The 24461-nt window shown below is 44.2% G+C and carries 25 protein-coding genes; 11 read left to right on the top strand and 14 right to left on the bottom strand.

The features are described 5' to 3' along the window. Window positions 1-77 precede the first annotated feature (77 nt). Entirely contained in the window at window positions 78-1469 is a 1392-nt protein-coding gene (locus Q0230_RS11130; protein ID WP_298610103.1) for an FAD-binding oxidoreductase, read from the top strand. A gap of 6 nt (window positions 1470-1475) precedes the next feature. On the opposite strand, the gene Q0230_RS11125 is transcribed toward Q0230_RS11130, so the two are convergent. The 4 genes from Q0230_RS11125 to Q0230_RS11110 all read right to left on the bottom strand — a co-directional run bounded on the left by Q0230_RS11125 (window position 1476) and on the right by Q0230_RS11110 (window position 5255). Further along, on the bottom strand, window positions 1476-2978 hold the full coding sequence (locus Q0230_RS11125; RefSeq protein WP_298610102.1) for a DHA2 family efflux MFS transporter permease subunit: 1503 nt from the start codon (window positions 2976-2978) through the stop codon (window positions 1476-1478). Then, entirely contained in the window at window positions 2975-3943 is a 969-nt protein-coding gene (locus Q0230_RS11120) for an HlyD family secretion protein (protein ID WP_298610101.1), read from the bottom strand. Before Q0230_RS11120 ends, Q0230_RS11125 begins: the two co-directional genes overlap by 4 nt. Before the next feature lie 24 nt (window positions 3944-3967). Beyond that, the gene (locus tag Q0230_RS11115) at window positions 3968-4411 is read right to left on the bottom strand and encodes a MarR family winged helix-turn-helix transcriptional regulator (protein ID WP_298610100.1); all 444 of its coding nucleotides are present in this window, start codon (window positions 4409-4411) and stop codon (window positions 3968-3970) included. A gap of 127 nt (window positions 4412-4538) precedes the next feature. After that, window positions 4539-5255, bottom strand: coding sequence for a DsbA family oxidoreductase (locus tag Q0230_RS11110; protein WP_298610099.1), 717 nt, complete (start codon window positions 5253-5255; stop codon window positions 4539-4541). Window positions 5256-5355: 100 nt separating this feature from the next. Between Q0230_RS11110 and Q0230_RS11105 the strand changes: the two genes are divergently transcribed. Next, window positions 5356-5937 carry a thioredoxin family protein gene (locus tag Q0230_RS11105; protein WP_298610098.1) on the top strand — a complete coding sequence of 194 codons (582 nt, stop codon included), beginning with the start codon at window positions 5356-5358 and terminating at the stop codon, window positions 5935-5937. Window positions 5938-5944: 7 nt separating this feature from the next. Here Q0230_RS11105 and Q0230_RS11100 read toward each other — a convergent pair whose 3' ends face one another. The 8 genes from Q0230_RS11100 to Q0230_RS11065 all read right to left on the bottom strand — a co-directional run bounded on the left by Q0230_RS11100 (window position 5945) and on the right by Q0230_RS11065 (window position 11100). Continuing rightward, window positions 5945-6475 (bottom strand): GNAT family N-acetyltransferase, encoded by a 531-nt coding sequence (locus tag Q0230_RS11100; RefSeq protein WP_298610097.1) that lies wholly within the window; start codon window positions 6473-6475, stop codon window positions 5945-5947. Next, complete coding sequence (locus tag Q0230_RS11095) at window positions 6476-6748, bottom strand: hypothetical protein (protein WP_298610096.1); 273 nt, start codon at window positions 6746-6748, stop codon at window positions 6476-6478. Window positions 6749-6934: 186 nt separating this feature from the next. After that, window positions 6935-7450: an alpha-ketoglutarate-dependent dioxygenase AlkB gene (locus Q0230_RS11090; RefSeq protein WP_298610095.1), complete on the bottom strand. Its 516-nt coding sequence runs from the start codon at window positions 7448-7450 to the stop codon at window positions 6935-6937. 688 nt (window positions 7451-8138) lie between these two features. After that, a complete protein-coding gene (locus Q0230_RS11085; RefSeq protein ID WP_298610094.1) occupies window positions 8139-8477 on the bottom strand; it encodes a hypothetical protein in 339 nt (112 codons plus the stop codon). A 217-nt stretch (window positions 8478-8694) separates the two neighbouring features. Further along, window positions 8695-9885 (bottom strand): AAA family ATPase, encoded by a 1191-nt coding sequence (locus Q0230_RS11080; RefSeq protein WP_298610093.1) that lies wholly within the window; start codon window positions 9883-9885, stop codon window positions 8695-8697. A 91-nt stretch (window positions 9886-9976) separates the two neighbouring features. Beyond that, window positions 9977-10540, bottom strand: coding sequence for a Uma2 family endonuclease (locus Q0230_RS11075; protein ID WP_298610092.1), 564 nt, complete (start codon window positions 10538-10540; stop codon window positions 9977-9979). A gap of 30 nt (window positions 10541-10570) precedes the next feature. Further along, window positions 10571-10891, bottom strand: a complete 321-nt coding sequence (locus tag Q0230_RS11070) for a DUF5615 family PIN-like protein (RefSeq protein ID WP_298610091.1) — start codon at window positions 10889-10891, stop codon at window positions 10571-10573. A 2-nt stretch (window positions 10892-10893) separates the two neighbouring features. Further along, the gene (locus tag Q0230_RS11065) at window positions 10894-11100 is read right to left on the bottom strand and encodes a DUF433 domain-containing protein (RefSeq protein ID WP_298610090.1); all 207 of its coding nucleotides are present in this window, start codon (window positions 11098-11100) and stop codon (window positions 10894-10896) included. A 159-nt stretch (window positions 11101-11259) separates the two neighbouring features. Here Q0230_RS11065 and yegQ point away from each other — a divergent pair, with 159 nt between their 5' ends. Beyond that, a complete protein-coding gene (yegQ, locus tag Q0230_RS11060) occupies window positions 11260-12615 on the top strand; it encodes a tRNA 5-hydroxyuridine modification protein YegQ (protein ID WP_298610089.1) in 1356 nt (451 codons plus the stop codon). A 27-nt stretch (window positions 12616-12642) separates the two neighbouring features. Here yegQ and Q0230_RS11055 read toward each other — a convergent pair whose 3' ends face one another. Then, on the bottom strand, window positions 12643-13398 hold the full coding sequence (locus tag Q0230_RS11055) for a DeoR/GlpR family DNA-binding transcription regulator (protein WP_298610088.1): 756 nt from the start codon (window positions 13396-13398) through the stop codon (window positions 12643-12645). Between the two features lie 88 nt (window positions 13399-13486). On the opposite strand from Q0230_RS11055, the gene nudK reads away from it, so the two are divergent. From nudK to Q0230_RS11025, 6 genes are all read left to right on the top strand, one after another. Further along, window positions 13487-14068: a GDP-mannose pyrophosphatase NudK gene (gene nudK / locus Q0230_RS11050; RefSeq protein ID WP_298610087.1), complete on the top strand. Its 582-nt coding sequence runs from the start codon at window positions 13487-13489 to the stop codon at window positions 14066-14068. A gap of 120 nt (window positions 14069-14188) precedes the next feature. Further along, window positions 14189-14995 carry an AIM24 family protein gene (locus Q0230_RS11045; protein WP_298610086.1) on the top strand — a complete coding sequence of 269 codons (807 nt, stop codon included), beginning with the start codon at window positions 14189-14191 and terminating at the stop codon, window positions 14993-14995. Further along, on the top strand, window positions 14995-16122 hold the full coding sequence (locus Q0230_RS11040) for a M48 family metallopeptidase (RefSeq protein ID WP_298610085.1): 1128 nt from the start codon (window positions 14995-14997) through the stop codon (window positions 16120-16122). Before Q0230_RS11045 ends, Q0230_RS11040 begins: the two co-directional genes overlap by 1 nt. A 101-nt stretch (window positions 16123-16223) precedes the next feature. Continuing rightward, window positions 16224-17162: a helix-turn-helix domain-containing protein gene (locus Q0230_RS11035; protein ID WP_298610084.1), complete on the top strand. Its 939-nt coding sequence runs from the start codon at window positions 16224-16226 to the stop codon at window positions 17160-17162. A 96-nt stretch (window positions 17163-17258) separates the two neighbouring features. After that, entirely contained in the window at window positions 17259-18683 is a 1425-nt protein-coding gene (locus Q0230_RS11030) for an aldehyde dehydrogenase family protein (RefSeq protein WP_298610083.1), read from the top strand. A 29-nt stretch (window positions 18684-18712) separates the two neighbouring features. After that, window positions 18713-20791, top strand: a complete 2079-nt coding sequence (locus Q0230_RS11025) for a hypothetical protein (RefSeq protein WP_298610082.1) — start codon at window positions 18713-18715, stop codon at window positions 20789-20791. 50 nt (window positions 20792-20841) lie between these two features. On the opposite strand, the gene argH is transcribed toward Q0230_RS11025, so the two are convergent. After that, a complete protein-coding gene (gene argH, locus Q0230_RS11020; RefSeq protein WP_298610081.1) occupies window positions 20842-22263 on the bottom strand; it encodes an argininosuccinate lyase in 1422 nt (473 codons plus the stop codon). A 245-nt stretch (window positions 22264-22508) separates the two neighbouring features. On the opposite strand from argH, the gene Q0230_RS11015 reads away from it, so the two are divergent. Together Q0230_RS11015 and Q0230_RS11010 are read left to right on the top strand one after the other, a co-directional pair. Then, window positions 22509-23552 carry a sensor histidine kinase gene (locus Q0230_RS11015; protein WP_298610080.1) on the top strand — a complete coding sequence of 348 codons (1044 nt, stop codon included), beginning with the start codon at window positions 22509-22511 and terminating at the stop codon, window positions 23550-23552. Between the two features lie 5 nt (window positions 23553-23557). Next, window positions 23558-24304 carry a LytTR family DNA-binding domain-containing protein gene (locus tag Q0230_RS11010; RefSeq protein WP_298610079.1) on the top strand — a complete coding sequence of 249 codons (747 nt, stop codon included), beginning with the start codon at window positions 23558-23560 and terminating at the stop codon, window positions 24302-24304. Window positions 24305-24461: the final 157 nt, after the last annotated feature.

The following is a 24461-nucleotide window of genomic DNA, read 5'->3' as shown; positions in this document are numbered from 1 at the left end:
CTAAGAAACCTGCCAATATTCGGCAGCCGCTAAGCGATTTATACTCATGTTACATTTTCATTAGATGGTAGCTCGATATGTTCAATCCAGACATTCTCAACCAACTCCACAACCTGCTTGGCGATGAAGGCTTACGTACTGATGCTGCAAGCCTTCAAACCTACGGGCGCGATTGGACAAAAATTTATGAGCCAGCACCTTCAGCCATAGCCCTGCCTCATTCGACTGGGCAAGTGCAAGCTATCGTTCAATTAGCCAATCAAGCAGGTTTTAAAATTGTGCCTTCCGGTGGACGCACGGGTTTAAGTGGCGGTGCAGTCGCAGCACAGGGCGAACTGGTGGTATCGCTTGAGCGCATGAATAAAATTATCGAATTTAATGCTCAAGATCGCAGTATAACTTGTGAAGCAGGGGTGATTACGGCGCAGATTCAGCAATATGCGGCTGAGCAGAATTTGTTTTATCCCGTTGATTTTGCTTCAGCCGGTTCTAGTCAAATCGGCGGCAATATCGCGACTAATGCAGGCGGCATAAAAGTAATTCGCTATGGTTTGACCCGCCAACAAGTTCTAGGTTTGGAGCTTGTGACCGGCAAAGCTGAGCTATTGAAACTCAATCATGGCCTAGTTAAAAACGCAACCGGCTATGATTTACGCCATTTATTTATTGGCTCAGAAGGCACGCTGGGCATTATTACCCAAGCCACTTTACAGTTAATTCGTGCACCAGAAAATCTTACCGTTTTGGTTTTAGGCGTACCTGAGTTTGCTGCGTTGATGCAAGTGCTGACACGCTTTCAAGCCAGCTTAGATTTAAGCGCGTTTGAGTTTTTCTCAGATCGGGCTTTGCATTATGTGGTACACGATAAAGGTTTGCCTAAACCCTTCGACACGCCCACCCCATATTACGCCTTGCTGGAATTTGAAAATGACAGTGCGGGGCGTGAACAGGCGGCTTTGCAAGCGTTTCAGGATTGTTTAGAACAAGGCATTATTCTGGATGGGGTAATGAGCCAGCACCAAACCCAAGCCAAAGCTTTATGGCGTTTGCGCGAAATGATTTCGGAAACGATTTCAGTATATACCCCTTACAAAAATGATTTGTCGGTGCGCGTCTCGCAAGTGGCGGAGTTTTTACAAGCGGTTGATCAGATTGTTGCCGAGCGTTATGCGGCCTTCGAAGTGATTTGGTATGGGCATATTGGCGATGGGAATTTGCATTTGAATATTCTCAAGCCTGCCCATATGGAAAAAGCAGAATTTTTCGAACATTGTACTGCGGTTAATGAGCAAGTATTTGCTTTGACTAAAAGTTTAAATGGCAGTATTTCCGCTGAGCACGGTGTGGGTTTATTAAAACGCGACTATTTACCTTATAGCCGCAGCCCTGAAGAAATTGCTTATATGCGTGCGCTAAAAGCTTTGTTTGACCCGAATCAAATCTTGAATCCGGGTAAATTACTTAACTGAGCTTAGTTAAGCTTTCTTTTTCGGTGGCGCTTTCAAGAAAAATATTAAGGGAATGGCTGCCATCGTGACCCACATCATTAGGCGGAAATCTTGTAAATACGCCAAGGTCAAGGCTTGTGCATTTACTTGATTATTTAAGGCTGTTAAACCTTGTGGGGTCTTTAGATTAAATACGCCCTGCTGGATAGCTTCATTCAAGGCGAGATTGAAGGGCGTTATATATTCAGAAAAAATAGCATGATTGATTTGAGTACGTTGTGCTAAGTAGGTAATTACAATTGAAATACCAATACTACTACCAATATTCCGCAGCAAACTAAATAAGGAAGTCGCTTCATTACGATATTTTGGGTTGAGAGTGGCAAAACTAATCGCTGATAAGGGCACAAAAATAAAGCCTAAACCAAGACCTTGAATCATTCCTACTGAGACAATTTCAAAAGGTGTGGCATCAACGGTGTAATGGGTCATCTGCCATAAAGAGAATACAGTGAGCACCAAGCCTAAAAAGATTTCCTTGCGTGGATCAACTTTGCCCGATAATTTTCCGACGGTGATCATAGCTGCCATTGTACCGATACCACGCGGTGCTAAGAGATTACCAACATCCAGCACGGGATAACCCATTAAACCTTGCATAAACGGTGGCAATAAAGCCATCGTAGCTAAGAGAATAATGCCAATAATAAAAATAAAAATTAACCCAATACTAAAATTACGATCTGCAAAAATTAAGGGGTCAATAAAAGGTTTTTCGCTAGTGAAAATATGGGCGATAAATAAATAAAATCCAGCTCCTGCCAGAATGGCTTCCAGTATGACTTCGGGGCTATGAAACCAATCCAGTGACTCACCGCGATCTAGCATCATTTGCAAAGCACCAATTGCGATACTCAGCATTAAAAAGCCAAATAAATCAAAGCGTCGCGTTGAATCAATCGGTGTTTCTTTGACATAGGCCATCAAGCCAAACCAGGCTAATAAGCCGAAGGGTAAGTTAATATAAAACACCCAGCGCCAGCTATAATACTCGGTCAACCAGCCACCTAATGAAGGACCTAAGACAGGTCCAATCATCACACCCACACCCCACATCGCCATTGCGGAGCCATGTTGCTCTTTGGGATAGGTATCTAATAAAACGGATTGTGATAAGGGCACAAGGCTCGCGCCGAAAATGCCTTGCATGAGTCGAAATAATACGATTTGCTCAAGATTTTGCGCCGCGCCACACAGCATGGAGGTCACGGTAAAACCCACCACCGACCAGCTGAAAATACGCTTACGTCCCAAGCGTACCGTCAAAATACCGGTGAGTGGCATCCATATTGCGGCTGCCACAATATACGAAGTCAGTACCCACGAAATCTGATCTTGAGTCGCACCCATCGAGCCTTGCATATGTGGCAAGGCCACATTGGCAATCGTGGTATCGAGAGCTTGCATAATGGTGGTCAACATCACCGATAAGGTAATGAAACCGCGATGTTCGACCGCTGCGTTACTCATGGATTTTTCTGAATAGCGCTAACGTCTTGTGTCTGTAAGGCGCTCAAGCTGATGCCATTAATCTGGCGCTCGTGCTTGGTATCAATACTAATCGTGGTACTCAAACCCGCTTGCAGCGGTGGCTGACCCTGCTCTGGATTAATTTTAATCCGTACTGGCAAACGCTGGGCAATCTTGACCCAATTACCCGTCGCGTTTTGCGCTGGAATCACAGAAAACTCCGCACCGGTGGCAGGGCTAATACTTTCCACCTCGCCTGACCAAGTTTGCTTAGGATAAGTATCCACTTTGATTTCCACCGGCTGCCCGACTTGTACATAAGTGAGGTCAGTTTCTGGAATATTGGCCTCGATCCACATCCGCGTATCTGCCACCAAAACTAAAGCCGTGCTGCCTGCTGTAATATATTGCCCTTGTTGCGGTGGCTGATAAACCGTGCCAGCTTCAGGCGCGACAATGACCGAGCGGGCAATATTCAATTTAGCCGCGTCCAAAGCCGCTTGAGCGAGTAAATAACTGGGATGTTCTTCGGTCGGCGTATTCACACTACCGCCCAAGGCTGCCGCGGTTTGAGCGGAAGGTTGCATCGAATAAGCCGCACGCAAGGTTGCCAACTCATTCCGCACTTGAGCTAACTGTGCTTCGGCTTTGTGTAAATCCACTTGATAGGACGCATCATCAATCGTAAACAGCGTATCCCCTTGCTTAACAAGCTGATTATTTTTAACCAATACCTTGGTAATCACGCCGGATAAAGGCGTACTAACCGGAATTTTATCGGTTTTAATATAGGCATTTTCTGTCTCAACATAACGCCCGCTTTTAAGATAAAAATAACCACCAATCGTTAGCGCAATTAAAGGAATCACGACCAACAAAATCAGTCGCTTAGTTTTATTTTTTCTTGCTGGTTTAGGCGCAATTGGCGCAGTAGCATCAGAAGTTGGTTGTGCTGGTTCACTCATGGAAAGCAATAAGCCCCGTAGCTTTTATTGTTGACGAGTCGTTAATAAATTGCCGCGTACTTGAATCAGTGTTTGTTTCAACTGCTCATAATCCTGATCCGATAAATTCTGACGCATTTCACTGCGCACTTGCTCCAATGCCACTTGAATCCGCTCTAATACCGGCTGCGCGGCTTCGGTGGGTTTAATCTGATAAGCACGCCGATCTAAAGGGTCAGGGTGACGCTTGACTAAACCGGCTTGCACTAATTGATCAATTAAGCGCACCAAATTCATCGGCTGCACTTCGAGTAATTCCGCCAATTCGATCTGCCGAAAGCTTTCATTGCGCGCCACATACAAGAGTACGCGGGCTTGTGCCAAGGTGAGATTGGTACCTTCTAAACGCCGCTGAAAAGCTTGACGCATTAAGCGCGACACATCAGTCAGCAGAAACCCCACGGTTTCCATCGAAGGTTTCACTATCATGAATTTATAGTCATAGCAATTAATAACGTGACGTTATTATATACCTATGCAAAAGCTTGTAAAGGATGATTTTACAAGCCTTATAACGGATAAGCTCTGATGGAAGTGTTTAAAGTCTAAGCAAGTGTTACGAGTTATTAGGTACTGCGCAAACACCATCTGCGCAAATTTCACCCTGCGCATTAGCTGCACTTAAGGGCTGGTTGGCTACTTTTTCTGCGACCATTTGCTTTAAGGTTTCGCGGAAAGCTTCGCGCGGCAAAGCGCCCGGAATTGCGACTTTTTCCTCAAATACAATAAACGGCACGCCGCGAATTTTTAATTGTTGCGCCAAATATTCATCATCACGCACTTGTTTGGCGAATTGATCCGACTCTAAAATTTCCCAAACTGTTTTTTCAGCCAAACCAGCTTCAATCGCGAGTTTCGCAATCACCTGCACATCGCCAATCGCTTGGCCTTCAGTGAAATAAGCGTGCATAAAACGTTCATCCAGCGCGGTAGCTAAGCCTTGGGTTTGTGCGTATTGCAACAAACGGTGCATATTAAACGTATTGCCCGGTTTGGCTTGCTGCCATTGGAAATCAATTCCTTCTTCCGCCGCTGCTTGAGCGGTACGAATCTCGGCTTGGATCGCCTGCTCGACACTCATGCCATAGCGTTTGGCCAATAATTCTGGTAAGGATTCTTTATATTGTGCTGCACCCTCGGGCATTAATTCATAGCTATGCCAATGAATATCCAGCTCAATACCTTCCTGTGCTGCAATGTGTTCCAAACGCTTTTTGCCGATATAGCAATACGGGCAAATAATGTCCGACCAAATATCAATGCGTAAACTCATGTCATTTTCCTAGTAATAGTTTGCCTAGCTGTGGGCTAATACGCTATTTGGCGCTGGATAGCGTATATTCAAGCTGAGTCGAAAATTTTAAGGAGCTGTTATGGCACGCACGCCGTCCAACATGTTAGCACTGGGTACATCTGCGCCTGATTTCACTTTGCCCGAACCCGCGACCGGCAAAACCGTGGCACTCAAAGACTTTCAAGGCAAGCCGCTGCTAGTGGCCTTCATCTGCAACCATTGCCCTTATGTACTGCATATTCAAACCGTGTTTGCGCGCATGGCTGAGGAGTATCAAGCGAAAGGCATTGCAGTAGTTGGAATCAATGCGAATGATGTGACGAATTATCCCGATGACAGCCCTGAGAAAATGGTGCAACAAGTCAACGATGTACCTTATACCTTCCCCTATTTATTCGACGAATCCCAGCAAGTTGCGAAAGCCTATCAAGCCGCTTGTACACCTGACTTCTTCTTATTCGATGCGAATCACCAGCTTTATTATCGTGGTCAATTTGATGATGCCCGCCCACGTAGCGATGTGCCAGTGACAGGGAAAGATATGCGGGATGCGATGAATAGCTTATTAGCGGGAATGGCAGCACCGGAGAATCAAGTGGCTTCGTTGGGGTGTAATATTAAGTGGAAGGCGGGGAATGAGCCGTGGTATTTTGGGGGATAATACCCATTCACACAACACTCTTAGCAATGACTTGAATGGGTAAAAACATAGGCAGTGGTTCGGGTCTACTGCCTAATTCGCCGCTTAGGGCTTCTAAAGCTGTGAAACCTAATTGAGTATAAAAACTGATAGCTTGCGGCTTAGCATCTATCACCACCCCCACACATCCAGACTGCTCTCGTTGTTGTAAAGCTAATTCCAACATGGCTTTGAGTAGTTGTTTACCAATCCCTTGTCCTTGGAAGGCTTGGTCAACCGCTAAGCGGGCGATACGCAGAATAGGTAAAGGATATTCAGGCAAGCGTTTACGCAGAGTCGTGGCTAAATGTTCAGCCGTGATTTCTCCGCTACTAACGGTGATATAGCCTGCAATTTGTGTTTGGTATTCGGCGATATAGGTAGTTCCAATATAATGACGAAACTGATTTTGTCCTGCGAAACGTTGGAAGAAGCGATCTAATTCAATATCACCGCTGCTAAATTGACTGCGCTCATCCTGCGTTGTCAAACGCCGAATCGTGATCGTGAGTTTAGTCAATTAGTGAGCTGCCATTAAAGACTTTAATGCGAGAGTGGGTTCTTCATCGTGATCTAAGCGCTCTGCTAAATAGTTTAGGCTAGTTTCAGATAGCACCAAACGAGCAGGAATCACCAGATCTTCGGGCAGTTCGCGCAGTGCTTGCAAAAAATGTTGCAGCGCATTCTCAATGAGAAATGCTTTAGTGACGCCCTTGCGCCGAACATAGGACTCCATTTGGCTTTTAGTTTCTTCAGAAATATAAGCAGAAATTTGAGTAGGTGCGGTGTTCATATTCTCTCTCTACAAAATTGTAGAATCTATAAAAGAACTATAGTCCTGAGCGTAAGGCATTGCAAGACTAAGCTTTCAAGGCTGGTGTATTTAATAGGCTGAAATAATTTTCGTGAACCATGTTCAGTTCTTCTATAGAAAGGTTTAAAAGCAGCAAGTTCTACAAGGTTCAATACGTCTAATGCATTAGCAGATAGTTCTAAAAGTCAGGTTAAAACGAGATTCATTAACTTTTGCTCTTTTAGGTACAGAGTGTTGCCAAAAATGTTGTAATTCTCCTTTCATGATTAGCAATGTGCCGTGACTCAAAGGAATTAAAATTTTTTGTGACTTGTCATTTTTTCTGATAAGAAAATCTCTGGTAGCACCGAAATTAACGGATGCTATAGTTGGGTTTTTGCCCAGCTCTTCTTCGTCATCGGCGTGCCAATTGAGATAGTCCTCTCCATCTCTATACCAGTTCATTAAAACGCTATTGAATTCAGTACAGGCTACTTCTTCTACCTTTTCTTTAAAATAAAGTAATCCCTTATTCCACTCATTAGGCTCTGATTTTATACCCGAATAAGTATAGTTTCTTCCTTTATCTCCATACCACGAGGTGTATCTTGGCAATGGAATAGTTTTGCCATATAGTTTAATGACATCATGTTTCCATTTTATGTTTTTGAAGTTGATTTTTGAAAAATCTTCGTCAAGCATATTACGCCAATCTACTTTATATAAAGGGTTTGTATTAGTGTTTTCTAGAAAGTACTCTACGGCTCTATCACTTATTTTCTTACTAAAAAAGTTTTACTATAAAATAGCTCGCCATGAGGAATTGTTATAAAAAAACCATTTAATTTATCGTCCCATATTACCGAGTAACCTTCGTCCTTAGGTATCTCAAAAGGCGGGATGTGAAAGTTATTAGTAGCGAATAATTCCATCGTTAGACTTCCACTTCAATATTAAAACATATGGCGGGCATGCCATTACTACAGTTGAATCTTCTGATTTCTGACTTAATTTCTTTAAAGATATGAGCATTGCTTTTGCAATTAAAAGCGTTATACAGTCCCTCTAGTCTTGGTGCTCCCCCGTCAAAATTTCTATCATGGCTAACCGCCAAGAATAAATGTCTACCACTATTGCTTAGTATTTTTCTAAAAAGATCATAAATGTCAAATGTATCTATATCTAGGATATTGGAAAAAAGATGAATAGTTATCATGTCATCAAAAGTTACTAAGTGGTCATCTTGTAAATCATCAATTTTCAAATTTATGCAATCAATAAAGTAATTTTCGTCATAGCATTGCACGACCTCAAGAGTCCTTCTTAATGCTATACTTGAAGGCTCAATTAGTTTTATTTTATTAACTATTAAGCGATTTTTTTCTAAAAATTAATCAAGGAATAAGCTGCATCCTAGTCCTTGCCCACAAGCATAGTCAATTATTTGGATTTCGGTATCTGGCAAACTTACAGGAGATAAGGCATTTTTCCATTGACTTTTTATCATAGGGCCATAAGTATGTAAATATTGATTTAATTGATCTTGAGATTTTAAAATTGCTTTCTCCCAATTTAGTTGTTCTTTTATGCCATTCTCTTCTTTTGCATGCCCTCTAATCAAATCAAAATTGATATTGCGCTTATGTATTATCCCTTGTTTTATTTTGCTAATTAGCTTGTCGTTGATTAACCTATTTTCATTTTTTTCCAAAACAAGTTCATCGTTCATGTTATCTAGTTATTTTTATTTAATTGGGGATTTAAAAGCTAGCATGAATACTTTGGCTGTGAAGTTTGATCTGATATTTGGTATGGTCCCATCAGATAAGTGAATGGTTTTTAAGATTTTTAAGAAGGTATTTATTAAAAAATAGTCTCTCAGTGTTCCTAGATATTGATCTAACACCCAGTTTATGTAAAGGAGATTTATTTTTCGTTTTTATAGCTCAATACAACATCCCAAACATCCACAAAGGTATGCGCCGCCCCTCACCCACTACCACATCATCCAGTGCCGCATAACTTTGTGCTTGCCCCTTGAGCTGCTTGAGGCTTTTATTCGCACCGCCAATTTCAAAAATCCATTGCTCATCAACGCTAAAATCGCCTTGATCATGGTAATGCACTTGGTGTTGATAGTTGAGTTGCGAAACAAAAAAGCTTTCGCGTAAAGAGCCGCTATTGGGTGAGGCACAGAGCACTTGAAACAGATTAGCATTATCCAATAATAGTTTATCTGGCTTATTTACCGTGCGCATGCCAGAACCAGCCCGCACTATATGAATTAGATTACCGGCTTGCATCCGTTCTAAATACTTCGCTAAAGTCGCCCATGATGTACCAACCGCTGCACTCAATTTAGAAATATTCAATTCCACTGGATCAGTACTACAGATCATATACAGCAGCTTTTTTAATTTATCGAGCTTACTGGTTTCAATTGAATAAATGCCTGCTAAATCAGAGTCAATGGTTTGATTAATGACTTCTAATAACTTGCGCGGGTAATTATCCAAAGACTCACGATAAAAGGGATAAGCACCGTAGTTTAAATATTTTTTAAATTGCTCAATCGGGCGAACTTGACGCATTATCTGCTGCGCTAGATTAACATGCTGTTCTAATAGTTCTGTCAAACTGACAGAATCAAATACCTGCCCTGTTTCCATCTCCATAAACTCGCGTAAAGATAATACGGGCAGGTCATAAACCACCGCCCGCCGCGATAAATCGCCTAACTCATGTTCTAGGCGCAAAGCAGAGGAGCCTGAAAAAATAACTTTTAAGTCAAAAGTATCGCGAATAGCTTTAAGATGAGCTGCAAAGTTTTTGCTTTTGTGAATTTCATCGAATAACAGCAACTGCCCACCTTCTTGGTAAAAGGTCTGCGCCAATTCATACAAACTTAGATCTACTATCGCAGGATGATCGCAAGCAATATACAACACTTGTGCAGGTTCAAGCTTAGCAGCCCTAGCGTGTTGTAGTAACAGCGTAGTTTTACCGCAGCCCCGTGCCCCTTTGATGCCAATTAAAGCTTCATTGAAATCAATTTTTTGATGCAAGAAACGCTGATAACTTGGTTGCGGGCGAGCCAGAATGAAAGCTGAAGCTTGGCGTATAATGCTCGGGATCATAATCGGGTTTACTCTAAAAGCTATGAAGTAGAGTTTAGAGTAAATTGGTTATTGTTAGTATGTCTGTTTTATAGAAATCAGGATTTTCTTCTCATTTTAGGAACTGATACAGCTCATCAACGCTCACATCCAAACCCACAGACTCCAAACGCACAACCTGTCCTGTGGTAAAATACTCCAATTTCCATTGATTTCTTCGCCTATAAATTTCTAGGTAAGGTGAGTCTTGCGAGCACAATACATATTCTTGCAAGGCTGGAATCAGTCGGTAACCACTTAGCTTTTCAGACCGATCTTTTTGAACAGTACTGACTGATAAAACTTCGATAATTAAACAAGGCGCTTTATTGGCGTAAGCATCACTTTCTTCTTCGCAGCTCACTTGCACATCTGGATAGTAAAAGCGCGTATCGCCCAAAGTTTCGATAGCGACTTTCATATCGGATTGGAAGACTTGGCAACGGGTATTGCGCAAATGTATGTAAAGTTGGGCAAATAAAGCACCAGAAAGCAGGTTATGATTCCGACTTGCACCCGCCATCGAATAAATCTTTCCATTGTTATATTCGCAGCGCGTACCATCATCGGCACGATCATTTTCTAGGCGTAGATATTCCTCAGGGGAAACATAATTGGTTTGTGGTAACGCACCCATTGGAAAATATCCTTTTCTAACCAGCAACGTTTAAGGGATCCGCCGAATTTCTCCAGCAGTGGTTTGTTGAATTGCTTCATTCAGGGCGTCTTCTAAATACAGCAAATCTTGGAAACGATTACTCACTGACCGAATAGTAATTGTACCAAAGCTTCGGTTCTTAAAATTTTGTTGAAATTCTAAATTACCGTCAATCGCAATAAAAATATCAATCTGCAATTCTTCTAGTTTAGCTAATAGTTCTTTGTCTTTAGTTCCTGCCAAACCTAATTGAGGTACCGTTTTAACATCCGCTTTCTGAATAAGTTTAATTAAGCGTTTAGGCAAACACTCATCAATGACTATTTTCATGCTTAAGCTGCCATTTTCTCAAAGGCAACTTCAGCACCTTGTAAAACATGGCGTACTTGCTCAAACGAGACTGTTGGAAAGTCTTCTAAAAAATCCTTCACACTATCGCCCGCTAATAAGTAATCAAACAAGTTTCTAACAGGAACTCGTGTCTGACTAAAGACTAAGGTGCCGCCTAAAATCTCAGGGTTGCTGCTGACCATAGACATACTGGATTTCCTTATAAAGCTTGGTAGGTGTTAATGATTATATCAAAGATAGCGGTGTGCTTAGCGTGACTATTAGGGATTTTCCGACAAAGCTTATAGAATAGCTCCCCTATCTCCCACTCCCAACAACTAGACCTGCAATCTGGTTAAGGAACTAACATGAAAAAGCCGGAATTACTCGCGCCTGCGGGTACATTAAAGAATATGCGCTATGCCTTTGCTTATGGGGCGGATGCGGTGTATGCGGGGCAACCGCGTTACAGCCTACGTGTGCGCAATAATGATTTTCAGAACGATGTACTCGCCACAGGCATTCGCGAGGCGCATGTGTTGGGTAAACAGTTTTTCGTCGCTGCTAATACCATGCCGCACAACTCCAAGGTCAAAACTTTCCTACGCGATATTGAGCCAGTGATTCAAATGCAGCCCGATGCGCTGATTATGGCTGATCCCGGCTTGATTATGATGGTGCGCGAAACCTTCCCCGAGGCGGTGATTCACCTCTCGGTGCAGATGAATACTGTGAATTACGCGAGTGTGAAATTCTGGCAAAAATTGGGTGTGAAGCGGATTATTTTATCGCGTGAATTATCCTTGGATGAAGTCGCTGAAATCCGTCAAGAATGCCCCGACATGGAACTCGAAGTATTTGTGCACGGTGCTTTGTGCATTGCCTATTCCGGGCGCTGCTTATTGTCTGGCTATTTCAATCACCGTGATCCGAATCAAGGCACTTGTACTAATTCTTGCCGTTGGGAATACAAAACTTCTGAAGCAGCCGAAACACCGGATGGCACGATTGTGCCACGTGAGGCTGTGCTATCGATGGATGCCTTCAATAAAGTCGCAAGCACCGCTGATTGTGGCAATCAAGAGCGTCATCCCTTAGCGGATCGGGTGTATTTCTTGGAAGAGGCCAGCCGTCCAGGTGAGTTATTGCCGGTGATGGAAGACGAGCATGGCACTTATATTATGAATTCCAAAGACTTACGCGCGATTGAGCATGTGCAGCGCTTATGTGAAATCGGTGTAGATAGCCTGAAAATCGAAGGCCGCACCAAATCACATTATTACGCCGCCCGCACCGCGCAAGCCTATCGCCAAGCGATTGATGATGCCGCTGCTGGTAAGCCTTTCGACGATAAGTTATTAGGTATTTTGGAAAACTTGGCCAATCGCGGTTATACCGATGGTTTCTACGAACGTCATCATACCCACGAATACCAAAACTATATCTATGGTGCTTCCCAAACCCATAAGCAGCAATTTGTCGCAGAAATGACCAGCTACGATGCTGCAAATGGCTGGATGGATGTCGAGGTGAAAAACCGTTTTAGCGTGGGTGATCGTTTAGAGTTGATTGTACCGAATGGGCAGAATCAGGAGTTCACTCTGGAAGCGATGCGCAATAAACATGGCGAACCCATTGAAGTCGCACCCGGTAGTGGGCATTTTGTAAAGATTCCCGTGCCGAATTTACATACCGATAAAGTGTTGATTAGTCGGTTTATGTAACCTTGCTATGGGATAAGAGCTTAGCTCCTAGGCTCTTATCACCGCAACCCCTAAAGCCTCAAGCTTAGCCGCTAACTCCCACGAAACCTCGCGATTAACCATCACACTGCTCACCGCATGCATCGCACAAATGGTATAAGGTGAAACCTTATCCAATTTTTCCGACGACGCGAGCACAATAGTTTCTGCGGCTTGCTGGCTAATCGCACGTTTCATCGTAGCCTCTTCCAAATCACCTGTAGTTAAGCCATAACTTGCATGTACACCAGTGACGCCCATGAAATACAGATCAACTCGCAATTGGTGAATCGCCTCCAAAGCGCTTGCACCCACAGTAACAATAGAATGTTTGAATAATTTGCCACCGATCAAAATGACTTCAATATTTGGATAAGCGACTAAATCCAAAGCAATCGATGGACTATGGGTGACCACAGTTAAAGTCAAATCTTTTGGAAGCTGGCGTACCACTTGCTGAGTGGTCGTGCCGCCATCTAAAAAAATGGTTTGTCCTGCTTGAATCAAACTGACAGCCGCTTTAGCAATTTGTGCCTTTTCCTCACTGCCAATCTGTAAACGTGTATTGAAATCCCCCAGCGCAGGCGAAATGGGCAAAGCGCCACCATGCACACGTTGCACCAAGCCTTGCTTTGCTAATTCGCGCAAATCACGGCGGATCGTGTCTTCCGAAAGCGCCAATTCTTCCGCAATGGTTTTAGCAATCACTTGGCCTTGCTGTTGTAGCAAATCGAGTAAGTATTGGTGGCGTTGTTTAGTTAGCATATTTTTGCACGAATTTTCTTGAATTTATTAGTTTAACATGAAAATAATGTCTGAATATTCTTATTTAAGCTAGCAATGAGGAGCAAATATGAACAATCGTGTAAAAATCCACAGCATCGATGTACTGTCAGACAATTGGTATATCCTGCGTAAAGCGACCTTCGATTATTTACGCAATAATGGTGAATGGCAGACCCAAAGCCGTGAAGTTTATGATCGCGGTAATGGAGCGACGATTTTGCTGTATAACTTGGCGCAGCAAACCGTCGTGCTGACGCGGCAATTTCGCTTTCCTGCCTTTACCAATGGCTTGGAGAGTGGTTTATTGATTGAAACCGCTGCCGGTTTATTGGATAGCGCTAGCCCCGACGAGCGGATTCGTTTGGAGGCTGAGGAAGAAACCGGTTATCAAGTACAAACGATTCAGAAAGTGTTTGAAGCGTATATGAGCCCTGGCTCAGTCACGGAAAAACTGTATTTCTATGTCGCCGAATACACTGCCAACGATAAATTAAATGCAGGCGGTGGGCTAGCTAGCGAAGGGGAGGATATTGAGGTTTTAGAGTTACCATTTAAGCAAGCACTGGAAATGATAAAAACCGGTGAAATTCAGGATGCGAAAACCATCATGCTTTTACAATATGCTGCCTTAAATGTGTTCAAACATTAAGAGTTAGCAGCATTCACAAGACCATAAAGAACCATTACTATGAGGCAGACTGACTAAATTTAACAGACAGTGACACAAAAGTATTTTCTCAATAATTAAAAAAATTACTGGAGACTTTGCATGAGTAGTATGGATATTGTTGACTATCAAATCTTTGGGCAGGATTCTCAATATGTAGAAATCGAACTGGATCCAGGTGAGGCCGCAGTGGGCGAGGCAGGTGCGATGCTCTTTATGGAGCAAGATATTCTCATGGAGACTGTGTTTGGCGATGGCTCCGCTTCGAATCAAGCGAAAGGTTTCTTTGGTAAATTGATGAAGGCAGGTGGTCGTTTGGTCACAGGTGAGTCACTGTTTACCACTGTCTATATGCATCAGGGGCGCATGGGTAAACGCAAAGTCGCTTTTGCTGCGCCTTATCAAGGGCAAATCGTGCCGATGCATTTGAGTCAATTAGGTGGCGAGCTGATTTGTCAGCGTGATTCTTTTCTCTGTGCGGCCAAAGGTGTGTCTTTGAGCATTGCTTTCCAAAAGAAAATTGGTACGGGTCTATTCGGTGGCGAAGGTTTTATAATGCAACGCTTACAAGGGGATGGTTTAGCTTTTGTACATGCCGGTGGCACCTTAATTGAACGTAGTTTGCGCCCGGGTGAAAAAATCCGAGTTGATACCGGTTGTTTAGCCGCTTTGATGCCAACGGTCGATTATGACATTGAATATGTCGGTGGCTTAAAAACAGCTTTCTTTGGTGGTGAAGGTTTATTCTTCGCTTCACTCACTGGCCCCGGCAAGGTTTGGCTACAATCTTTGCCACTGTCTCGCTTAGCAAATCGGATTGTACGGGCGGCTCCAGGTGGGGTGGGTGAAACTTCGGTTTTAGGTGGTTTGGGTGGGGCAGTGATGGGGGGATTATTTGGGGATGATTAGTGCTAAATAGCGATACAGTGATTCGCGGACAGTTTTTTTCACCAACTAGCCCCATTCAAGGCGAGCCAATTACTGCCTATAGTGAATCTACGGATTTGGTGATTGCTGGGATTAAAAATAGTAGTGAGCTCTTACGGTTGCCTTTAATAGCTTTAAAGCCACGTTATGGTGGCTTTAATCGTGAGCAGGTCTATTTTGATTGGGAATCACCACAAGGTGAGGTGTGTTCAGTCTGCTTTAGTGCGAAGGATGCTGAGCTATTAATGGCTCAAGCTCCTGCTACTGTAGTTCAGTCTTATCAGCAAGTTCACCATGAGCAAACTAAGCGCAAGCGCCGATCCAATATCGGTTTAGGTATGCTGTTGTTCTATCTAGGATTGCCTTTCTTGTTGCTGCTTGTTTTGTTCTGGAAGTCCCATCAAATCGCAGCTTGGATAGCTGATTATGTATCGATTGAACAGGAACAGGCACTGGGTGAACTGGTGTTTGCAAGTGCTACCGATGGCATGAAGCTACGGCAAACCGGTTATGACTATGAAGTGCTCAAACGTATTGGTGAGCGTTTAACCCAAGGTTCGGCGTATCAATATCATTGGTATATTGCAGATACTGCTGAAGTGAATGCTTTTGCTGTGCCGGGTGGGTATGTGGTAGCCAATACAGGTTTGCTCAAAGCAGCTGATTCGGCTGAGGAGGTAGCAGGTGTACTGGCACATGAGGTGCAACATGTTGAGCAACGCCATACACTAGAGGACATTATTTACCGCTTAGGTTGGCAGACCTCGATTGCTTTGATAGTAGGTGATGTGTCTTCGCTATGGGTTACTCAAGCGGCGACCCAATTGAATAGTTTAAAGTTTAGCCGTGAGTTAGAGGCTGAAGCGGATTTGAAAGGTTTGGAGGCTCTACATAAAGCAGGCATTGCCCCACAAGGTTTAGTGAGTTTCTTTGAGAAATTAGCTAAGGACGAAGCAAACTTAGGCATTCCTGCTTTTTTATCTACACATCCAGCTTCCGATCAACGCAGCACTAATTTAAAGAATGCCATCAAACAGCAAGAGGGTTGGTCAACGATACCTTTACCATATGATTGGGAACAAGTTAAAGCTGCGCTTCCGGCTAAATAACTAACGCCTATTCAACAAATTGTTATAAAACCAGATAAGATCGAACTTCTTAGCTAAGCTAGTGAGAAAGTCTTTCTATCAACATGTCTAGGTATAAACCCATGCAGTTAGCCAAGCCGCCTAGAGTATTAGAGCTGTTGCAGTGGCAGTCTGAGCTGCAAGCGGTATGTGGTCATTTTCGCACCGTTACCGCAGCGCCCAGTATTCTTGGGCACGTAGAGGTAGTGCAAAAAGGACACGCTGATTTTGCGTTAGTGCAGCATAATGCCCAGCAAATCGTGCGCAATTATCGCGATATTGCTCAAGATGGACATGCCTATTATTTCCTGATTATCCACCTTACCGGACACGCAGAATTGCAGCAGGGTAAAGCGCGTGCGGTGCTGCGTGAACAGGGTGATATGACCCTGATCGACTCCTTGCAACCTAGTATTTTCAGTTATGACCCGCGTCTCAATACCAGTCAACTCTCTTTGCATTTGCCGCGTGAGCTATTACATCAACACAATCCGAAAGTGAGTTTTGATCCCGCGACTTTAATCAGTGCGAGTAGTGATTACGGGCAGTTGATTAATGCGCAGGTAAAAATGCTACTCAACACGCCTGAGCATAGCCCTGCCCAAGTACATTTATCCAACAGCTTATTGGAGTTACTCTGTGCTCAATTTGCTCGTGCCTCGCATGCTGATGAACTAGCTGCGAATCAAAAAGCTTTGCAGCAGTTGATGGCCTTGCTGCATGAACACGCTTTGGAGGATGGCTTTAATGTGGTGCGCTTGGCGGACTTATCTGGTTTATCCACTCGTACTATTCAACGTTTATTTGCTGAGGCCGGTTTGCAATGTGCGGAAATGATTCAACAAATTCGTCTGCAACGTTTTGCTAAACGCCTCGAAACGACTCAGCGTCAAGGTGGTAAGTTGCAAATTGCTGCATTGGCTTATGAGCATGGCTTTGGTGATGTATCAACACTCAATCGCTTGTTTAAAAAGCAATATGGTGTCTCGCCTAAACAATATACTAGCGCAGCAAATCCCTAAACTTTGGCGCTAACTGCATAGACTCTGGCGCAGCCTGCCAAGATTTTTCGCCTATGCTATGAAATGCTAGGCATGAATCATAATCAGGAGGAGTTTATGAGCGCGAGTTACACCAATACTTGTAATGGGCAAGCCGTTACATCTGCATCAACCTTTGAATCTTATAATCCTGCTACTGGCGAAGTTTTAGGTTTAGTTCCAAGTTCTACTCAAGAACAAGTTCAAGCAGCCGTCGCGGCCGCTAAAACAGCACAACCAGCCTGGGCTGCTTTAAGTGATGAAGCACGTAAAGGCTATTTAATGCAAATGGCGAAAGTGCTAGAAGACCATATTGATTATCTCTCTAGGCTGGTTACCCAAGAGCAGGGTAAACCTCTGGCAGGTCCTGGCTCAGTGTTTGAAATTCAAGGCTGTATTGGCTGGACGCAAGTACCTGCAAGTCTTGAATTGCCTGTTGAAATTGCCTTTGAGGATGATACCCGCCGCGATGAAATTCATCGCACCCCCATTGGGGTGGTAGCAGCGATTGCACCGTGGAATTGGCCGCTGCTAATTGCCACATGGCAAATTATGCCGTCCTTACGCACAGGTAATACGGTGGTGATTAAGCCTTCTGAATATACCTCAATCTGTACGTTGGAGATGGTGCGTTTACTGAATACTGTTTTACCAGCAGGTGTTCTCAATTCAGTATCGGGTGGGGGTGAAGTAGGGGGGTGGCTTACTGCTGCTCAAGGTGTGGACAAAATCATGTTTACAGGCTCGTCGTCCACTGGCTCGAAAATCATTCAAGCCTCCGCGAAAAACTATGCGCGCGTCACTTTAGAGTTAGGAGGTAATGATGCAGCGATTGTCTTGCCGGATGTTGATCCTGCCAAAATTGCGCAAGGTTTATTCTGGGGTTCATTCATTAATATGGGGCAAACCTGCGCCTGTATTAAGCGCCTCTATGTGCATGAAGCGGTACACGATGCGGTGGTGGATGAGTTGAATAAACTGGCCGCAGTTATGCCGATGGGTAATGGCTTGGAAGAGGGCATTGTCCTCGGGCCAGTGCAAAATCGAATGCAGTTTAGCAAGGTTGTAGATTTAGTGGAGGACGCTAAACAGCAAGGAGCGACTTTTGTACGTGGTGGCAATGCACTGCCAGGTGCAGGCAATTTCTTCCCGATTACTTTGGTCACTCATATTGATAATGCTGCACGTCTGGTACAAGAGGAGCAATTTGGCCCGGTATTGCCGATTGTGAAATACAACAATCTCGATGAAGCGATTCAAATGGCCAATGCAGTGGATGTCGGTTTAGGTGCGTCGGTGTGGTCAAGCAATCCTGATCAAGCCCGTGAAGTTGCCAATCGTATGCAAGCAGGCACAGTGTGGATTAATCAGCATGGCACTATTCATCCAATGGTTCCGTTTGGGGGAATTAAGCAGTCTGGTTTTGGGGTTGAGTTTGGCGTCGATGGCTTAAAAGCGGTTACGCAGCCGAAGATTATTAGTATTAATAAGGCTTTAGCTTAAACTAGAGTCACACACGAGGAGGAGAGACTATGAAAGCATTCAATGCTTTATCCTTGAGCATTGCCTTGGCGTTGGGCAGTGGCAATATTTGGGCGGAGTCAGCTAGTACGGAAACTAAAAAGGCTGAGCCTGCTATCGAGGCGGCTAAAACAGAGGCTGCTAAACCTGCTGAGACTACGGCGGTGCTTAGCCCGCAAGATGGGCTAACTGCAGATGAGTATAAGCAAATTACTACCCTGTTAAAGGCAAATGGTGGCGCAACCGATAAAAGCCTCTACCCCTTAATTGAATTGGTGGAACCAGCTAAAGCCGAAGTTTTAAAGTGGAAAGCAGACAAAACCCCAGTCACGCGCCGCGCTATGGCACAATTCACCACTGATAAAGGAATGCAAGAGGCCATTGTTGACCTAACGAATAAAAAGGTCGAAAGCACTAAACCCCTTGATAAAGAAACAATGGTGACCTTTACTGAGTTTATCTCGGCGATGGATGTCGTGCTGAAAAATGAGGACTTTACCAAAGCCCTCGCCAAGCGCAATGTGAAACCTGATGAGGCGTTTTGCTTACCGCTGACTGCCGGGAACTTTATGATCGAAGAGGACAAAGGCAAACGCTTAATGAAAGTGCCGTGCTATGTCAAACCGACTACTAGCTCTAACTTTTACGCTAAACCTATTGAAGGTTTATATGCCGTAGTCGATCTACGCGAAAGCAAAGTGATTCGGATTGAAGATGAGGCGGTGATACCAACACCTAAGGATGATTGGGGTTACACAGAAGATGAAATCGCCAAGCGTGCGCCTTTACGTCCTGAAACCAATCCGGCCGTATTGACGCAAACAGGTAAACCCAATTACAGCATTAATGGCAGCGAGATCAGTTGGGATATTTGGAAATTCCGTTATCGGATTGATAAACGGCCGGGCATGGTGGTGTCAGATATTAATGTGAATGATGATGGCAATTGGCGCTCCGTGTTGTATCAGGCACATCTATCTGAAGTCTTCGTACCGTACATGGATCCAAGTAAAGGCTGGTATTGGCGAACCTATATGGACAGCGGCGAATATGGCTTTGGGCTATTTTTGAGTCCACTCACGGCTGGAATTGATTGCCCGAAATATGCCACCTTTTTGCCGGCTTTAATTCATGATGATAATGGTAATCCACTTGAAATCCCGAATGCCGTTTGTGTATTCGAGCGTAATATTGGTGATCCTGCGTGGCGGCATTTTGAAGTGTTTGCCCAAAGCCCTGATAAGCCCGTGCCCGCCGAAGGCCGCCCAGATACGGAGTTAGTGGTGCGTACTGCTTCCGAGGTGGGTAACTATGACTATCTGATTGATTATCGCTTTAGGCAAAATGGTGATATTTATATTATGGTCGGAGCCTCCGGTTTAGATGCAGTGAAAGGGGTAGCATCCACTAATATGAATGATCCGACGGCTAAAGCGGATACGGCACACGGTATGTTGATTGCCCCGAATTTAGTGGCGGCGAATCATGACCACTTCTTCAATTTCCGCATGGATTTTGATATTGATGGGCAAGATAACACCTTCATGGTCATGGATTTAGTCAAAGAAGAGCCACCTGCCGATATTCCCCGCCGCTCTTTGTGGAATTTGACCCATAAAGCAGTCACTAATGAAATGGATGGGCGTTTTAAAATCAGTGCGCTCAAGCCACAAATGTTTCATGTGATGAATATGAATAAGCAAGGGCCACTGGGGCATAATCCGAGCTATATGATTCATCACGGCAATGTGGCTTATAGCCCCTTCGATTTTGAAAATGACCCACCTATGAAACGCAATGCTTATGTCGAATACAGCATTTGGAATACGTTGTATGACCCGACTCAGCGTTATGCGGGTGGGAAATATGCGTTTGCTAGTGACGGTTCGGATACTTTAGCCGAATGGGTGAAAGCGAATCGGAATATTGCGAATAAAGATGTGGTGACTTGGTTTACTGCAGGCTTTCATCACACCCCACGCATGGAAGATTGGCCAGTGATGACCACAGAATGGAAAACGGTGCATCTGATGCCCTATAACTTCTTTACTCATAATCCGGCGATGACTTTGCGAAAGCCGAAAGAGTAAATACGTATTTGGGCTAAGCCTTAAGCTAGTGCTTAGCCCTTCCTGTTGGTTTACTGACTAATCAGCGCTTTCGCCGCCGCAATCTGCAATTTAACCTGATTCGGTGCAGTCCCACCCAAATGATCCCGCGCTGCGACCGATCCTTCCAAGCTCAATACCTTAAATACATCCTCTTCAATCTGTGCAGAGAAACTTTGTAGTTCGGCTAAGGTCATTTCACTTAAATCCCGACCTGTTTGTACCCCTAAAGCAACCGCACTACCCACTACTTCATGTGCATCACGGAAAGGTAAGCCTTTACGCACCAAATAGTCGGCTAAATCGGTCGCAGTGGAGAATCCTTGCATCGCAGCACGACGCATTTTTTCAGGCTTGGTTTGTACATGCGGCATCATGTCACCGAAAGCGCGTAAGCAGCCGAGTACGGTATCAACTGTATCAAACAGTGGCTCTTTATCTTCTTGATTATCTTTATTGTAAGCGAGCGGTTGGCTCTTCATTAAAGTGAGTAAGCCCATTAAATGCCCAAACACCCGTCCACTTTTACCACGTACTAATTCGGGTACGTCTGGATTTTTCTTCTGCGGCATAATCGAAGAGCCAGTACAGAACCGGTCTGGCAAACGGATAAAATCAAATTGCGCGGAAGTCCATAAAATCAGCTCTTCTGAGAAGCGGGATAAGTGCATCAGGAGGAGGGCAGCCACTGAAGTAAATTCAATCGCAAAATCACGATCACTGACTGCATCTAACGAGTTACGGGCAGGGCGTTCAAAGCCTAATAGCTCAGCACTATAATTGCGATCAATCGGATAAGTCGTCCCCGCTAGCGCAGCAGCACCCAAGGGCATAATATTCACGCGCTTACGGCAATCGAGCAGGCGGGCATAGTCACGCTCGAGCATTTCAAACCATGCCAGCATGTGATGCCCGAAAGTAATCGGTTGGGCGACTTGTAGATGCGTAAAGCCGGGGAGGATGGTATCAGCTTCACGCTCAGCGACTGCAACTAGCCCCGTCTGTAAGCGGCGAATCTCATGGGCAATATGATCAATTTGATCACGTAGCCATAAACGAATGTCAGTAGCGACTTGATCATTACGTGAGCGTCCAGTGTGTAGACGTTTACCCGCAATGCCAATCCGATCAGTGAGGCGCGCTTCGATATTCATATGAATATCTTCAAGCGCGATTTGCCAGTCAAATTGACCTGCTTCAATTTCAGCTTCGATTTGGTCTAGACCCGTTAAGATGGCTTCTAAGTCAGTGCGAGACAAAATGCCGACTTTATTCAACATGCGTGCATGGGCACGTGAGCCAGCCAGATCGTGTTTGTATAAACGCTGATCAAATTGAATGGAAGCTGTGAATTCAGCGACGAAAGCATCAGTAGATTCAGTAAAGCGTCCGCCCCAAGCTTGGTTTTTGGTGGCTGGTAAATGAGTGGGTTTGCTGTGATTTTGAGCTGTCATGAGCGCGGTTTCGTTAAGTTTTAGTCAGTTAAGCGGAAAAACTTGAAGTTTATTCTTTCCTTATGGAAGAATCGAGAAAAGCCTTCAGCAATCAGCAAGCCGCTGAACTATAGTATGATGTGAAAGCTCGATCGTAAGCTGCGATCTGGGAAATTATAAAAATAACAATTAACTAAATCCTGTCGGATTTTCAGGCAAACCCACCCTTGGCGAGTTTGAAAAAAGACAAGAGCTAGAAGAAAAGAATGTCTTTATCAATGAGCAAAACGCTTGGTTATTTACCCAATATTTGTGGTCCTCAACCTCTACTAAGAATCGTAGCGGCGGCTCTATTTTTGGCAACTATTTTAGCTTTAGCGGCTGCAGACGATGTGAATGAGTTTTTGGTGAAATTGGGCTTGAATGCCTTATTCATCCTTTGGGTTGCTTTGGCCTCAGTCTTGGTTTTATGCCTGATTAATCGCTTTTACACACCCGCATCGAACAAGATGGCCACTGCTATTATTACGGGTGTGGTCTTGGTTTTTACTTTGTTTGCGTCAGTCATCGGCTTATTTCTGATTAAAAATAATAGCTTAGATGAATTAGGCGGCGGGGTGGCGCTGTATTTCTTAAAAAATATTGTGATTAGCGTTGTACTAAGTTTGGTGGTTCTGCGTTATCTGTATGTACAAGGCCAGTGGGAAGCTTCGGTAGAAGCCGATTCGCATGCGAAATATGAGGCTCTGCAATCCCGAATGCGTCCTCATTTCTTATTTAATAGTTTAAATACGGTAGCGCATTTAGTGCATAAAGACCCACAGCAAGCAGAGGATGCGATTCTAGATTTGGCCGACATCATGCGCACCACTTTGGATCGGCGTAATCGTATTAGTTTGCAAGAAGAGTTGGATGTGACGATGCGTTATCTGCGTATGGAAGGTTTGCGCCTAGGTAAACGTCGCTTGACGGTGGTCTGGGACATGGATCGCAATACTCTACCGTTTGACATGCAAATTCTGCCTTTAATCTTGCAACCCTTGGTCGAAAACGCCATTTATCATGGGATACAACCACGTAAAGAGGGCGGAACACTAGGAATTAGTTTATATGATGCGGGTAGTCACTTAGCAGTATCCGTGACCAACCCACTCTCGCCCAGTGGCGCAAGCTCGCATCAAAAGGGTAACCACATAGCCCAAGAAAATATGAAAAACCGACTTCATCTCGCGTATGGAGATCGCGCTAATCTGCAAATACAAAAAACACCCCAGCAGTACCGCGTCTCCTTTTCCATCCCCAAGGAGTAATAATAATGTCGATTAAGATTTTGGTTGTAGATGACGAAGAATATGCCCGCGAGAGAATCAAAGGCTTGATTGATCGTTACGCGGATTATGATGTTTGTGCTGAAGCCGAAAACGGGGCTGAGGCTGTTGTAATGGTGGAGCGTTTCCAACCGGATATTGTGCTAATGGATATCACCATGCCTGGCATGGATGGACTAGAGGCCGCAAGACATATTTCAGGAATGGACATGCCCCCCGCCGTCATATTTACCACAGCGTATGGTGAATATGCTTTAGAAGCCTTTTCAACAAAAGCAACAGGGTATCTTATGAAACCAATAAGACAAGAACAATTATTACAAAGTCTGGAACAAGCCCGCTCGCTTAACCGTGCTCAACGCTTAGAGATGTTGGAGCAACGCACCGGTGGTCAACGTTCATCCCGTAAGCATATCTGTGCACGTATGCGTGGCAATTTGGAGTTAATTCCAATTGAAGATGTTGTTTATTTCCAAGCGGATCAAAAATACGTCACTGTACGCCATAATGGTGGGGAAGTGATTATTGAAGAATCGCTTAAATCCTTAGAGACCGATCTAGCTGATCGTTTCATCCGTATTCATCGCAATGCTTTAGTTGCGAAAAGTCGTATCACTGGTTTAACCAAGTCTGATGTGGGTCGTACACAAATAACTCTAGATAAAGTACGTGACCAATTAGAAGTTAGCCGTCGTCATTTAGCTGAAGTTCGCCGCTTCGTTCGCGGTCGCTAAGCTCACTCTTTGGCAGTGCTGTTTGTACAGCACTGTCAGTTTGCCATCAGCTCGTTGCTTTTCAGCTATTCAGTTTAAAAATTCCAAATCTTAGCTACTAAATTCTTAGTCTTAACTGTTTTCATAGAAAAACTAGTTATTTTCAAGAGACTTAGCA

The sequence above is a fragment of the uncultured Thiothrix sp. genome (assembly GCF_937876535.1).
Taxonomy (GTDB): Bacteria; Pseudomonadota; Gammaproteobacteria; order Thiotrichales; family Thiotrichaceae; genus Thiolinea.
The sequence above is the reverse complement of the archived record's forward strand: the minus strand, read 5'-3'. Positions and strand labels throughout refer to the sequence as shown.